This is a genomic window from Variovorax sp. AC194, assembly GCF_979257995.1.
Genome location: NZ_OZ409823.1, coordinates 3,648,074 through 3,660,483 on the forward strand (window position 1 = coordinate 3,648,074; position 12,410 = coordinate 3,660,483).

A 12,410-nucleotide genomic window follows, 5' to 3' on the forward strand; every position below is an offset into this window, starting at 1 on the left:
GGGCACCGGGTGCTCCCCTCCGCGAATGTCCCCCGGCCTGCGGCCTCCTCCTTGATTTCGCTGCGGGGAGCACCCGATGCCCTGCGCACGATGGGCGTGGCGCTTGTGCGGGGCGATCGACGATTGCGCGGTGCGCCTTACATCGATGCTTCGAGCATGGCCTTGTAGTCGTCGCGCGTGGCCAGGCGCGGGTTGGTCTTGTGGCAGTGGTCGGCCATGGCGCCGTCGATGATCTTCTCGAACAACGCGGGGGTGACGCCGACTTCCGCGAGGCCCTTGGGCAGGCCGAGGCGCGCGTTCATGTCGCGGATCGCATCGCCGAGATCGCCGGCCGAATCGAGGTGCATCGCTTGGGCCATGCGCTGCAGGCGCTGGTCTTTCTGCACCGACTCGGCGCCCGCGTTGAAGTGGATCACCGCGGGCAGGAAGAGGGCGTTGAGCGTGCCGTGGTGCAGGCGCGGATCGACGCCGCCCAGGCTGTGGCTCAGTGAATGGACGCAGCCCAGGCCCTTCTGGAAGGCCATCGCGCCCTGCATCGATGCGCTCATGAGATTGAGGCGCGCCTCGCGGTCGCTGCCGTCCTTCGTGGCGCGTTCGATGTGCAGCCACGCGCGCTCCAGGCCGTCCAGGCCGATGCCGTCGGCCGGCGGATTGAACGCGGCGGACATGAAGGTCTCCATGCAGTGCGCGATCGCGTCCATGCCGGTCGCGGCCGTGAGCTTGGGCGGCAGGCCCAGCGTGAGTTCGGGGTCACAGATCGCGGCCTTGGGCATGAGGAACCAGCTGTGAAAGCCGAGCTTGCGGTGGTCGTCGACGATGACGATGGCGCCGCGCGCCACCTCGCTGCCGGTGCCGCTGGTGGTGGGCACCGCGATGAGGGGCACCACGCGATCGGTGATCTTGGGCGAGCCGCCTTCGATGGTGGCGTAGGTCTTGAGCGGGCCTTCGTGCGTGGCCGCGATGGCAACGCCCTTGGCGCAGTCGATGGCCGAGCCGCCGCCCACGGCGATGAGGCCGTCGCAGCGGCCGCTGCGGTAGAGCTCGACGGCCGCGCGCACGGCCGCTTCGGTGGGGTTGGAAGGGGTCTGGTCGAACACCGAGACCTCCAGGTCTGCGATGGCGTCGAGCGCCTTCTGCAGCACGCCGGCCGCGCGCACGCCCGCGTCGGTCACGATCAGCGGGCGGTTGATGCCGATGCGGGCGCACTCGCTTGAGAGGAGCTTGATGGCGCCGAATTCGAACTGGATCTGGGTGAGGTATTGGATGAGTGCCATGGGGCGTGTTCGCTGGGAGAAGTACGATTGCCGACCATCCGAATCTAACAACAGGGGAGCGTCTTGCCCATCCACAAAACCCTTGCAGCTGTCACGCCCGGAACATGACGAGCAACCCGCCGACGACATTTCCCCCGCACCCGCTGACCGCAAAGATGGCCAGCGTGGTCGAGCGCATGGCGCGTGCGGGCCATCCGACGCTCGACCAGCTGTCGCCCGACGAGGCGAAGGCGTCCTACGAAAAAGGCGCGGGCGTGCTCGAAGTGCCCAAGCCCGAGTTGGCGCGCATCGAGGACTTCACGATCGCGGCACGTGACGGCTTTGCGATTCCCGCGCGGCTCTACGCGCCTTCGCCGGACGTGCTGCCGGTGCTGGTGTACTTCCATGGCGGCGGCTTCACCGTCGGCAACGTCCGCACGCACGACACGCTGTGCCGCGTGTTGAGCGGCAAGAGCGGGTGCGCGGTGGTGTCGGTGGACTACCGCCTCGCGCCCGCGCACAAGTTTCCGACCGCATCGGACGACGCATGGGATGCCTTCCGATTCGTCGCGACGCAGGGCGCGAGCCTCGGGCTCGATGGCCGGCGCATCGCGGTCGGCGGCGACAGCGCCGGCGGCACGCTGGCCGCGGTGTGCGCGATCATGGCGCGCGATGCGGGGCTGCCGGTGGCGCTGCAGATGCTGATCTATCCCGGCATGACCGCGCACCAGGACACGGACTCGCACCGGCGCTTCGAGCACGGGCCGCTGCTCACGAAGGCGATGATCGATTTCTTTTTCGCGCAGTACGTTCGCACGCCGGCCGACCGCGACGACTGGCGCTTTGCGCCGCTGCTGGCCGACGACGTCGACGGCGTGGCGCCCGCGTGGATCGGCCTGGCGGAATGCGATCCGGTGGTGGACGAAGGCATCGCCTATGCCGACAAGCTGCGCGCGGCGGGCGTGGCGGTGGACCTGGAGATCTACCGCGGCGTGATCCACGAATTCATCAAGATGGGCCGCGCGTTGCCCGAAGCGCTGCAGGCGCAGGGCGACGCGGCCCGGGCACTCAAGGACGCATTGGCACCATGACAGAGACCCATAAAGAGACAGCGAACCGGCGCGAGGACTTCCGCTTTTTTCATCGCCTGCGCGTGCGCTGGGCCGAAGTGGACATGCAGAAGATCGTCTTCAACGCGCACTACCTGATGTACTTCGACACGGCCATCGCCGACTACTGGCGCGCGATGGCGCTGCCGTATGAAGAGGCGATGCATGCGCTGGGCGGCGACCTGTACGTACGCAAGGCGACGATCGATTTCCGCGCCTCGGCGCGCATGGACGACGTGATCGACGTGGGCATGAAGTGCGCGCGCATCGGTAATTCGTCGATCGTGTTCGAGGGCGCGCTGTTCCGGCAGGACCAGTACCTGGTGGGCTGCGAGCTGGTCTATGTGTTTGCCGATCCGGCCACGCAGACGTCGAAGCCCGTGCCTGCGGCGTTGCGCGAAGTGCTGCTGGGCTTCGAGGCCGGCGAGCCGATGCGCGCCGTGGAAACGGGCGGGTGGGATGCGCTCGGCGAAGGCGCGGCCGCCTTGCGGCGCGCGGTGTTCATCGAGGAGCAGAACATTCCGAAGGAGCTGGAGTGGGATGCGCACGATGCCGTCGTGCTGCACGCGGTGGCGCGCAACCGCATCGGGCAGGTCATCGCGACCGGGCGGCTGCTGGACGCGGAAGACGGCGTGTCCTACATCGGCCGCGTGGCGGTGCATCGCACGCTGCGCAGCGCCGGGCACGGCGCGGCCGTGCTGCAGGCGCTCGAAGATGTTGCCCGGGCGCGCGGCGATCGCGAAGTGGCACTCAATGCCCAGCGCAGCGCCGAGCGGTTCTATGCGCGGCTGGGCTATGCGGTGCATGGCGAGCCGTTCGACGAGGCAGGCATCCCGCACGTCGAGATGCGGCGGGCGCTGCGCTGATCGCTTTCGGTCAATAGCGCGCGGGCGGGTCCGGCACGTAGCCGGGATCTGAGCCGGGGAACGGCGACGGGCCGGCCGGACGGGGCCAGCGCGGTGTCGGTGGCACCGGAATCACGCCCGCGGCCACGAGGTTCTCGCGGCTGTCGTAGCGGATGCGGACCACTTCGTCGGGCGTCGATTGGGCGCGCTCGAAGTTCGTCTTGCCGACGTAGGAGGTCTCGCGGCGGCCATGGGCCGTGCCCAGGCTCGGGGCCGGTGCCTGGCGGCGCGCCATGCTGCCGGCAGGGGCCTGGGCCGACGCTTCGGCTTCGGCGGGCGCCGACTTGGCGCGGGCATCGCCCATCGCGGACGAGTCGCTCCGCAGTTCACGGTCGCGGGTGCTGTATTCGTCGCGGCTCTGATAGGGCGCAATCGGTGGCGGGGGCGGCACGGGCACGTTCTCGCGGAACAACGCGACACCGATCACGCCGACGTCATCGGGCCGGCCGGTGCGGCTTGCGTAGGAGTTGCCGGCAGAAGCGAACTCGAAGGCCGCGATCTGCGAATCGCTCTTGCGCCAGCCGGTGATGTCGCTGTTCTCGCGCGCGCCGAACACATAGCCGGTCTGCCCGATGCCCGCGGTTTCGCCGGAGACGACGTTGACGCCGTCCACCGACATCACGGCCATGATGCGTTCGCCCATCGCGTTGCGCGCCCGGATCGCATAGCGCGCGCCGGGGCGGCCGGCCACCCAGTATTCGCCGCGGTGGCGGTAGATCGGGAGCTCGGCGCCGGTCGTGCGATCGACGATGGCGATCTGCATCAGCGAGCCGATGCGGCTCGCGGAAGACGGCGGCGCGAACGGCCGGGCCGGGCTTTCGGCGCAGGCCGCCAGGCCGGTGGTGAGGGCGGTCAGGGCCAGGACGGTGGAAAAAAGTCTGCGCTTCATGGTGCTCTTCCTTGCCAGGAGTGGATCGATGCAGGCTTCTACGGCGCAGCATCGACGGCGGGGTTAAGCGACACACAAAAAAATGGCGCCATCTTTTTCGATGGCGCCAAACGCCCTTTTGGTCAGGGCGTTGGGGGAAGAAAAATCAGATGTCTTCGAGCAGGGGGTAGGGGAGCGGCTCGACCGAGAGGGCCGGGCCGTTGGCCGCGCCCGCATGCAGGGCGCCAGCTTCGAGCGCCGAGATCTGCATCGAGACCAGTGCGGACCAACCGCCGCCGGGTGCCTGCGCGGCCTGGGCCACGGTGCCGACCGGCTGGTCACCATCGGCCGCCGCGAACACTTCCTGCCCGACCGCCACGGCCGCATCGACCTGCATGAGGTAGGTGCGGCGCTTGAGCGTGCCGCGGAACTGGCTGCGCGCCACGATCTCCTGGCCGGGGTAGCAGCCTTTCTTGAAGTTCACGCCGCCCACCGATTCGTAATTGATCATCTGCGGCACGAAGGCTTCGATGATCGGCGTGGTCACGGTGACGATGCCGCTGCGGACTTCGCTCCATTGCCAGAGGTCGGTGTCGAGCTGCGGGCCGGCCGGCGCGGCATGGTCGGCGGGGGCGATCCAGAGTGCGCGGGGCACGCCATCGGCCGGATACAGGGAGACGGCGCTGATGCCATCGCCGATGGCCGTGCGCTGGCCGGGCGGCGTGGCTGCGTCCAGGCCGTTGGCGGTGAGCGCGGTGCCGGCCAGGCCGTAGAGCGCGAACTGGTCGGTGGCGTCGGTCAGCTTGACCTTGGCGCGCAGCACGTACATCGACAGGCGCTTGAGCGTCGCGGCGAGGATGTCGCGGCTGCACACAAGAAGGATCAGTTCGGGCTGCGGCCGGATGCCGATGAAGCTCGCGATCACGCGGCCCTTGGCGGTACAGAGCGCGGCCAGGCGGGCTTCGGTGGCGCCGAGCAGGGAGAAATCCTGGGTCAGTTGTCCGTGCAGGAAGCTGGCGGCATCGGGGCCTTCGGCGCGGATCACGCCGAGTGGGGACAGCGTGGCAGCCCCGTTGAGAACGACTGTGGTGGTCATCGCTGAATTATCATGGTCGGCCTGTCCCCCCCGGTGCGGCAGGGACTCCCCCTTTTTTTTCTTCCTGGTCGATCCAACGCTCTCCATCGGATTCGTGCGCAGCTTCTTTCTTACGCTCTTCCTGCTGGCCGCCCTGATCGCGCTCGCGCTCGGCGCCGGTGGACTCTGGTGGGTGCACCAGCCGCTCAAGATGTCGGCGCCCAGCGCCGATCTTTCGGTCGAGCCCGGCACCACGCCGCGCGGCATCGCGCAGGCCGTGGCCGATGCCGGCGTCGATGTGCAGCCGCAATTGCTCTACCTGTGGTTCCGCGTCTCGGGGCAAGACCGCCAGATGCGCGCCGGCAGCTACGAGCTGGAGCGCGGCGTCACGCCCAAGCTGCTGCTCAACATCCTGGTGCGCGGCGAAGAGGCCACCCGCAGCCTCGTGCTGGTCGAGGGCTGGAACATGCGCCAGGTGCGCGCGGCGCTGGGCAAGGCCGACCAGCTCAAGCCCGAGAGCGTGGGCCTGACCGACGACGCGCTCATGGCCAAGCTGGGCAAGCCGGGCGTGCACCCCGAAGGCCGCTTCTTCCCGGACACGTACACCTACTCGAAGGGCTCGACCGACATCGTGTTGCTGCAGCGTGCCATGCGCGCCATGGACAAGAAGCTCGAAGCCGCTTGGGCGGCTCGGGCGGCCGATTTGCCCCTCAAATCGGCCGATGAGGCGCTTATTCTGGCCAGCATTGTCGAAAAGGAGACGGGAAAGGCCAACGACCGCGCCGAAATCGCCGCCGTCTTCACCAACCGCCTGCGCATCGGCATGCCGCTGCAGACCGACCCGACGGTGATCTACGGCCTGGGCGCCACCTTCGATGGCAACCTGCGCAAGAAAGACCTGCAGACCGACAGCCCCTGGAACACCTACACCCGCGGCGGCCTGCCGCCCACGCCGATCGCGATGCCGGGCAAGGCCGCGCTGCTCGCGGCGGTGCAGCCGGCGCAAAGCAAATCGCTGTATTTCGTCTCGCGGGGCGATGGCACCAGTCAATTCAGCAGTTCGCTGGACGATCACAACCGTGCGGTCAATCGCTACCAACGGGGCGGCGGCGAACCCAAACCGAAGGCGACGCAATGAGCGAAGGTTTGTTTTTGACGCTGGAAGGCATCGATGGCGCGGGCAAATCGAGCCACCTCGATGCAATGGAAGCGCTCTTCAAGGCGCAGGGCCGCACGGTCGTGCGCACGCGCGAGCCCGGCGGCACGCCGCTGGCGGAAACGCTGCGCGGGCTGATCCTCGAACAGCCGATGGACCCGCTGACCGAATCGCTCTTGGTGTTCGCGGCACGGCGCGACCACATCGTGCAGGTCATCGAACCGGCGCTCGCGCGCGGTGACCTCGTGCTGTGCGACCGGTTCACCGACGCCACCTTCGCCTACCAGGGCGCGGGGCGCGGCTTCGATGCATCAGTGCTCTCGACGCTGGAGCAGTGGGTGCAAGGGGGCAGGGGAGAAGGGCTGCTGCAGCCGCACGTCACGCTGTGGTTCGACCTGGCGCCCGAGATCGCCGCGCAGCGGCTGGCCGGTGCGCGCGTGCCCGACAAATTCGAGGCCCAGCCGGTCGAGTTCTTCCGCCGCGTAGCCCAGGGCTATGCGGACCGCGCCGCCGCGGACGCGCAGCGCTTCGTTCGCATCGACGCCAGCCAGGCGCGCGACCAGGTCTGGCAGCAGATCGAAACCGCGCTGGTGGCGCGCGGCGTGCTGGCGTCGCACAACACAGGAATCCCACGATGAGCACGCCGGCCCTCACGCCCTGGCTGCGCCAGCCGCTCGCGGAACTGCTGCGCCAGCGCGGCCATGCCTGGCTGCTGCAGGGGCCGTCGGGCATCGGCCAATACGAACTCGCGCTGGCGCTCGCGGCCGCCTGGCTGTGCGAGCAGCCGGCGGAAGGGGGCGGTACGGCCTGCGGCCATTGCGCGAGTTGCCACGCCATCGAGGTTCGCACCCATGCCGACCTGTGCGTGCTGATGCCCGAAGTCGCGATGCAGGAATTGGGCTGGCCGCTCGACGAGAAGGCGCAGGCCGACATCGACGACAAGAAGCGCAAGGCAAGCCGCGAGATCCGCGTCGAGGCGATGCGCGATGCGGTCGGCTTTGCCCAGCGCACCAGCGCGCGCGGGCGCGGCAAGGTGGTGCTGGTGTATCCGGCCGAGCGCATGAACACCATCACCGCGAACGCGCTGCTCAAGACGCTGGAGGAGCCGGTCGGCGACGTGCGCTTCGTGTTGGCCAGCGAAGCCGCCTGGCAGCTGCTGCCGACCATTCGCAGCCGCTGCCTGGGCTTCACGCTGCCGTGGCCCGAAACCGCCGAAGCCGAAGCCTGGCTCATTGCGCAGGACGTTCCGGCCGCCGATGCGGCCGCCCTGTTGCGCGCTGCCGGCGGACGCCCCAGCGATGCCTTGCGTCTTGCGCGTTCCGGCCAATCGCCCAAGGCGTGGTCGCTGTTTCCCAAGGCCATCTCGCGCGGTGACGTGGGTGCGCTGTCGGACCACGCACCGGCGCAGGCCGTCGGCGCGCTGCAGAAGCTTTGCCACGACCTGATGGCTGTCGGCAACGGCGCCGAGCCACGTTTCTTCGAGGCGGCCGACCTGCCGGCGGCGCCGTCACGGCTCGCGCTGGCGCGCTGGTCGAAGTCGCTCGCGAACGCCGCGAGGACCGCCGAACATCCATTCAATGCAGGTCTCATGCTCGAAGCGCTTGTGAGCGAAGCGCGAAGCACCCTAAACTCAGCCGCTCGCCGCCCATGAACCAACCTGTCGCCCCCGCCCCCACTGCGTCCGCAGCCGCCACGCCTGCCAGGCCGAGCGTCATCCAGCTCGCCATCAAGGAGAAGGGCGCGCTCTATGCGGCGTACATCCCCCTCTTCGCCGAGGGTGGCATCTTCATTCCGACCACGCGCGAGTACCGGCTGGGCGACGATGTCTACGTGCTGCTGACGCTGCCTGAAGACCCGCAGCGTTATCCGGTGGCCGGCAAGGTCGCATGGATCACGCCAGCGCGCGCCGCCGGCAACCGGGCGCCCGGCGTGGGAATCCGGTTTCCGTCGGACGAGAAATCGCGGCAGCTGAAGGCGCGCATCGAGGCGGCCCTCGGCGGCTCGATGGCGTCGGACCGCCCCACCCAAACCATCTGAGTTTTCTGCCGTCCCGGTGACGCGGAACTCCGTGCTCGGCGCCATTTCACACTTGTGACAGGTGCGCCGGCTCTACCGTCATTTCCGATGTTCACAGACTCCCATTGCCACCTGACCTTCCCTGAGTTCGCGGACCAGATGCCGCAGATCCGCGCCGCCATGGCCGCGGCCAAGGTCGACCGGGCCCTCTGCATCTGCACCAAGCTCGAGGAGTTCGACGACGTGCAGGCCTTGGCCGCCAGCTACGACAACTTCTGGGCCAGCGTGGGCGTGCATCCCGACAACGAGGACATCGCCGAGCCCAGCGTCGAAGACCTGGTGCGCCTGTCGGCCCGGCCCCGCGTGGTGGCGATCGGCGAGACGGGCCTGGACTACTACCAGATGGAAGAGCGCAAGGGCGGCCGCAGCATCGCCGACATGGAATGGCAGCGCGATCGTTTCCGGGTGCACATCCGCGCCGCGCAACAGACCCGCAAGCCGCTCATCATCCACACCCGTGAAGCCTCAGCCGACACGATTGCGATCCTGAAGGAGGAGGGCGAAGACGGCTCTTCCGGTGCGGCCGGCGGCGTGTTCCATTGCTTCACCGAGACCGCCGAGGTGGCGCGCGCGGCGCTCGACCTGGGCTTCTACATTTCCTTCTCGGGCATCCTGACCTTCAAGAAGGCGCAGGACCTGCGCGACGTGGCCGCCTTCGTGCCGCTGGACCGCATGCTGATCGAGACCGACAGCCCGTACCTGGCGCCCGTGCCGTACCGCGGCAAGACCAACAACCCGTCGTACGTGCCCTATGTGGCACAACAGATCGCCGAACTGCGAAACCTGCCCATAGAGGCCATTGCAAAAGCGACGAGCGACAACTTCGAAACGCTGTTCAGGGACGTCAAATCATGAGAAATTACTTCAAGAGACCGCTTTATCTCCTTGTCATTGCTGCATCTTTTGCGGCGCATGCCGGATCGTTCGAGGACTTTTTCCGTGCCGTGCGCGGCGACAACGCGAGCGGCGTGCGCACCCTGCTGCAGCGCGGATTCGACCCCAACACGCGCGACGAACACGGCCAGACCGGCCTGCTCATCGCGCTGCGCGAACCGTCGCCGAAGGTGATCCAGGTGCTGCTCGAATCGCCGCAACTGAACGTCGACATCGCCAACGCCAAGGACGAAACCCCGCTGATGCTGGCCGCCATCAAGGGCCAGCAGGAGCTGGTCAACCAGCTGCTCAAGCGCGACGCCGCCGTCAACAAGACCGGCTGGACGCCGCTGCACTACGCCGCTACCAGCGGCCAGCTGACCATCATGAAAGTGCTGCTGGACAACTACGCCTTCATCGATGCGCAGTCGCCCAACGGCACCACGCCGCTGATGATGGCCGCCATGTACGGCTCGGGCGAAGCCGTGAAATTGCTCTTGGCCGAAGGCGCTGACACAGCGATGAAAAATCAGTTGGGTATGACTGCGGTCGACTTCGCGAACAAGGCGAACCGTGCGGAAGCGGCGCAGCTGATCACGGCGGCCATGAATGCGAAACCCGGCCCGAAGGCGCCACCGAAAGACGGTAAATGGTGAAGAGATTCAGCGGCGTCGTCGTCGCACTGGGCTTGGCGAATTTCGCGCTCGACGCAGACGCCCAGCACTCGATCTACAAATGTGTCGAGGGCAGCAAGATCACGTACTCGAACGTGCCGTGTCCGGACGCGAAAAAAATCGAGATCAAGCAGACCAAGGGAGTGAACTACGAAGGCAGAGGATCCGGGAGTTCGCCCAAGCGCTGAGGGGCGCTGAAGGCTGAATCCATCGCATTGCAGGCCCCGCCAGAACAGCTCCAAAAGGGCGCCTGTGCACTCGTGCGAGACTCTGTGGAGAAGGAGAAGCAGAGATGAATACGTTCCTATTCATGGTCGTTTTGTTGGCCGTCGGGGTGCTGGTGTTCCTGGTGGTGGCCAAGAAGCGGTCTGAGCAAAGCACCAGCGGCTTTGTCGACAAGCCCAAGGCACGGGCGCCGCTCAATGCGCGCGAACAGGCGATGTACAACCGCCTCGTGCAGACGCTGCCGGACCTCGTGGTGCTTCCGCAGGTCAGCTTCGGCGCATTGCTCACGGCCCGCACGCGCGCCGCGCGCAGCACGTTCAGCCGCAGGATCGCCGACTTCGTCGTGTGCGACCGCTCGTTCAAGGTCGTGGCCGTGGTCGAGCTCGGCGACAAGAACCAGAAAGACAAGGCCAGGCGCGATCCGGACCGCGATGCGATGCTGATCGAAGCCGGGTACCGGGTGCTGCGATACCAACGCGTGCCGGACATCGGGCGTGTGGAGGCGGATTTCGATCCTTCGCTGGCGTCCGTCAGTCCGCAGGGGTCTTGAGGGCGTTTCTTGCGTGATTCCGGGAGTAGATGGCTCGTTGGGCAGCGCATATAAAAATAACACAATGTGCATTATGTTAAATAAAGGGCGTCGCATCTGCCTCTTGATCCGCCACCTGTTCTGTCACGCACTCAGCCCTTTCCTGGGAAAACCCTGTTCCTCTTCCCCTCAAGACAACCGGTCATGCCGCAGCCGCTGGCGCTCGTCCGTCATGGAGTGCGCCGCCAGGTAGACCGCGCCCGCTGCGGCCAGCCCACCGGCCCCCGTCAGCAGGAAAAGCAGCAGGATCTGGTACTTGGCAGCTTCGATCGGGTCCATGCCCGCGAGCAGTTGACCCGTCATGATCCCGGGCAACGTGATGACGCCCGCGGCCGACATCTGGTTGATGATCGGGATCATCCCGCGCCGGATCGACGAGCGCGTGAGGTCCGCCAATGCCTCGTGGAACGTCGCGCCCAGCGACAGCCGGGCTTCGATGCCGGCGCGGCCTGCGGTCACGCCTTCGAAGAAGCTGTCCAGGCCCAGGCTGGCCGAATTGAGCACGCTGCCCAGCACGATGCCCATCAGCGGAATCGCATAGCGCGGGTCGTACCACGGGTGCGGGCGGATCGCCGTCATCAGCGCCAGCACCACCGTCGCCACGCTGGAGATGCCGACCGCCGCCGCGCCGATGCGGAAGTTGCCGCCGCGCCGCAGCCGCCAGGCGGGCCGCACCGCCACCTCGCGCGCGGCTGCCAGGATCATCAGGAGAACCAGCATGACCGTCGCGGTCGGCGACACGGCGGCAAAGACCAGCCGCAGCACCAGCCCGACCAGCAGCAGTTGCACCACCATGCGCGTGGCCGCCCACAGCACCTGGCGGTGCAGCCGCAGATGAAGCACGAGCGAGGCGCCGGCATTCAGCAGCACCAGCAGCGTGGCCAGCACCAGGTCGGTGGCGTCGAGATGGATCGTGTTCATGCGAGGTGCAGGTTGCCGTCGGTCATTTCGAAAAGGCGTTGGCCGATGCGCCCGGCCTGCTCGCGCGAGTGCGTCACCATCAGGATCGAAAGGCCCGCCGCTTGTTCGCGTTGCAACAGGCGTTCCACGACCAGCGTGGTGGCATGGTCCAGCGAGGCCGTCGGCTCGTCCAGCAGCAGCACCGCGGGCCTGCGCGCCAGGGAGCGCAGCAGCGCGAGGCGTTGGCGCTCGCCGGTGGAAAGGCGCGCGATGTCCGCATGCGCGATGTCCTGCGCCATGTCGATCTGCGGCAGCCAGGCCGACAGCCGCGCGAGGCCGTCGGCGGGAAAGTGCGCCGCCACCGTGGGCGCCCACCACGCGGGCTCGGCCGCCTGATAGACCACGCGCTGGCGCCACTCGGGCCCCGACCAGGCATTGCGCTCGGTGCCGTTAAGCGTGACGCTGCCCTCGCCCGGATCCAGATCGGCCACCAGCCGAAGGAACACGCTCTTTCCGGAGCCGGACTTGCCCAGGACGCAGATGCACTCGCCCCGGTTCACGTCCAGGTCGATCGATGCGCCGCCCAGGCTGCGCAGTCCGCGCAGGCCTCGAAGGGAGAAATATGTTCGCAGGTCGGTCGTCATCGGGTGTGGGTGTGGGTGTCGGGTGTCGGCGCGGCGCCGCGTTCCGGGCCCGTGGGGCCAAGC

Annotated in this window: 15 protein-coding genes; 10 read left to right on the plus strand and 5 right to left on the minus strand. The window is 67.7% G+C overall.

All coding sequences use genetic code 11. The features are described 5' to 3' along the window. Positions 1-137: 137 nt before the first annotated feature. Positions 138-1,274: an iron-containing alcohol dehydrogenase gene (locus tag ACZYRS_RS17440; protein WP_198783769.1), complete on the minus strand. Its 1,137-nt coding sequence runs from the start codon at positions 1,272-1,274 to the stop codon at positions 138-140. Between the two features lie 104 nt (positions 1,275-1,378). Between ACZYRS_RS17440 and ACZYRS_RS17445 the strand changes: the two genes are divergently transcribed. Both ACZYRS_RS17445 and ACZYRS_RS17450 read left to right on the plus strand, forming a co-directional pair. Further along, complete coding sequence (locus ACZYRS_RS17445; RefSeq protein WP_463420247.1) at positions 1,379-2,344, plus strand: alpha/beta hydrolase; 966 nt, start codon at positions 1,379-1,381, stop codon at positions 2,342-2,344. After that, complete coding sequence (locus ACZYRS_RS17450) at positions 2,341-3,228, plus strand: YbgC/FadM family acyl-CoA thioesterase (RefSeq protein WP_463420248.1); 888 nt, start codon at positions 2,341-2,343, stop codon at positions 3,226-3,228. Before ACZYRS_RS17445 ends, ACZYRS_RS17450 begins: the two co-directional genes overlap by 4 nt. A 10-nt stretch (positions 3,229-3,238) precedes the next feature. Here ACZYRS_RS17450 and ACZYRS_RS17455 read toward each other — a convergent pair whose 3' ends face one another. Beyond that, positions 3,239-4,156, minus strand: a complete 918-nt coding sequence (locus tag ACZYRS_RS17455; RefSeq protein ID WP_463420249.1) for a hypothetical protein — start codon at positions 4,154-4,156, stop codon at positions 3,239-3,241. A gap of 145 nt (positions 4,157-4,301) precedes the next feature. Further along, positions 4,302-5,231: a CAF17-like 4Fe-4S cluster assembly/insertion protein YgfZ gene (gene ygfZ / locus ACZYRS_RS17460; protein ID WP_463420250.1), complete on the minus strand. Its 930-nt coding sequence runs from the start codon at positions 5,229-5,231 to the stop codon at positions 4,302-4,304. Positions 5,232-5,325: 94 nt separating this feature from the next. On the opposite strand from ygfZ, the gene mltG reads away from it, so the two are divergent. The 8 genes from mltG (at position 5,326) to ACZYRS_RS17500 (ending at position 10,764) form a co-directional block, all read left to right on the plus strand. After that, positions 5,326-6,348, plus strand: a complete 1,023-nt coding sequence (gene mltG / locus ACZYRS_RS17465; protein WP_463420251.1) for an endolytic transglycosylase MltG — start codon at positions 5,326-5,328, stop codon at positions 6,346-6,348. Continuing rightward, positions 6,345-7,004, plus strand: a complete 660-nt coding sequence (tmk, locus tag ACZYRS_RS17470) for a dTMP kinase (RefSeq protein WP_463420252.1) — start codon at positions 6,345-6,347, stop codon at positions 7,002-7,004. Before mltG ends, tmk begins: the two co-directional genes overlap by 4 nt. Then, positions 7,001-8,017 carry a DNA polymerase III subunit delta' gene (locus ACZYRS_RS17475; protein WP_463420253.1) on the plus strand — a complete coding sequence of 339 codons (1,017 nt, stop codon included), beginning with the start codon at positions 7,001-7,003 and terminating at the stop codon, positions 8,015-8,017. The genes tmk and ACZYRS_RS17475 overlap by 4 nt, the downstream gene beginning before the upstream one ends. Continuing rightward, positions 8,014-8,403 carry a PilZ domain-containing protein gene (locus ACZYRS_RS17480; RefSeq protein WP_463420254.1) on the plus strand — a complete coding sequence of 130 codons (390 nt, stop codon included), beginning with the start codon at positions 8,014-8,016 and terminating at the stop codon, positions 8,401-8,403. The genes ACZYRS_RS17475 and ACZYRS_RS17480 overlap by 4 nt, the downstream gene beginning before the upstream one ends. 87 nt (positions 8,404-8,490) lie before the next feature. Further along, on the plus strand, positions 8,491-9,297 hold the full coding sequence (locus tag ACZYRS_RS17485) for a TatD family hydrolase (RefSeq protein WP_463420255.1): 807 nt from the start codon (positions 8,491-8,493) through the stop codon (positions 9,295-9,297). Then, positions 9,294-9,971, plus strand: coding sequence for an ankyrin repeat domain-containing protein (locus tag ACZYRS_RS17490; protein WP_463420256.1), 678 nt, complete (start codon positions 9,294-9,296; stop codon positions 9,969-9,971). The genes ACZYRS_RS17485 and ACZYRS_RS17490 overlap by 4 nt, the downstream gene beginning before the upstream one ends. After that, positions 9,965-10,177, plus strand: coding sequence for a DUF4124 domain-containing protein (locus tag ACZYRS_RS17495; protein ID WP_463420257.1), 213 nt, complete (start codon positions 9,965-9,967; stop codon positions 10,175-10,177). The genes ACZYRS_RS17490 and ACZYRS_RS17495 overlap by 7 nt, the downstream gene beginning before the upstream one ends. 104 nt (positions 10,178-10,281) lie before the next feature. Beyond that, on the plus strand, positions 10,282-10,764 hold the full coding sequence (locus ACZYRS_RS17500) for a DUF2726 domain-containing protein (protein ID WP_198783781.1): 483 nt from the start codon (positions 10,282-10,284) through the stop codon (positions 10,762-10,764). A gap of 168 nt (positions 10,765-10,932) precedes the next feature. On the opposite strand, the gene ACZYRS_RS17505 is transcribed toward ACZYRS_RS17500, so the two are convergent. Both ACZYRS_RS17505 and ACZYRS_RS17510 read right to left on the minus strand, forming a co-directional pair. Further along, a complete protein-coding gene (locus tag ACZYRS_RS17505; RefSeq protein ID WP_463420258.1) occupies positions 10,933-11,724 on the minus strand; it encodes an ABC transporter permease in 792 nt (263 codons plus the stop codon). After that, entirely contained in the window at positions 11,721-12,347 is a 627-nt protein-coding gene (locus tag ACZYRS_RS17510; RefSeq protein ID WP_463420259.1) for an ABC transporter ATP-binding protein, read from the minus strand. Before ACZYRS_RS17510 ends, ACZYRS_RS17505 begins: the two co-directional genes overlap by 4 nt. Positions 12,348-12,410: the final 63 nt, after the last annotated feature.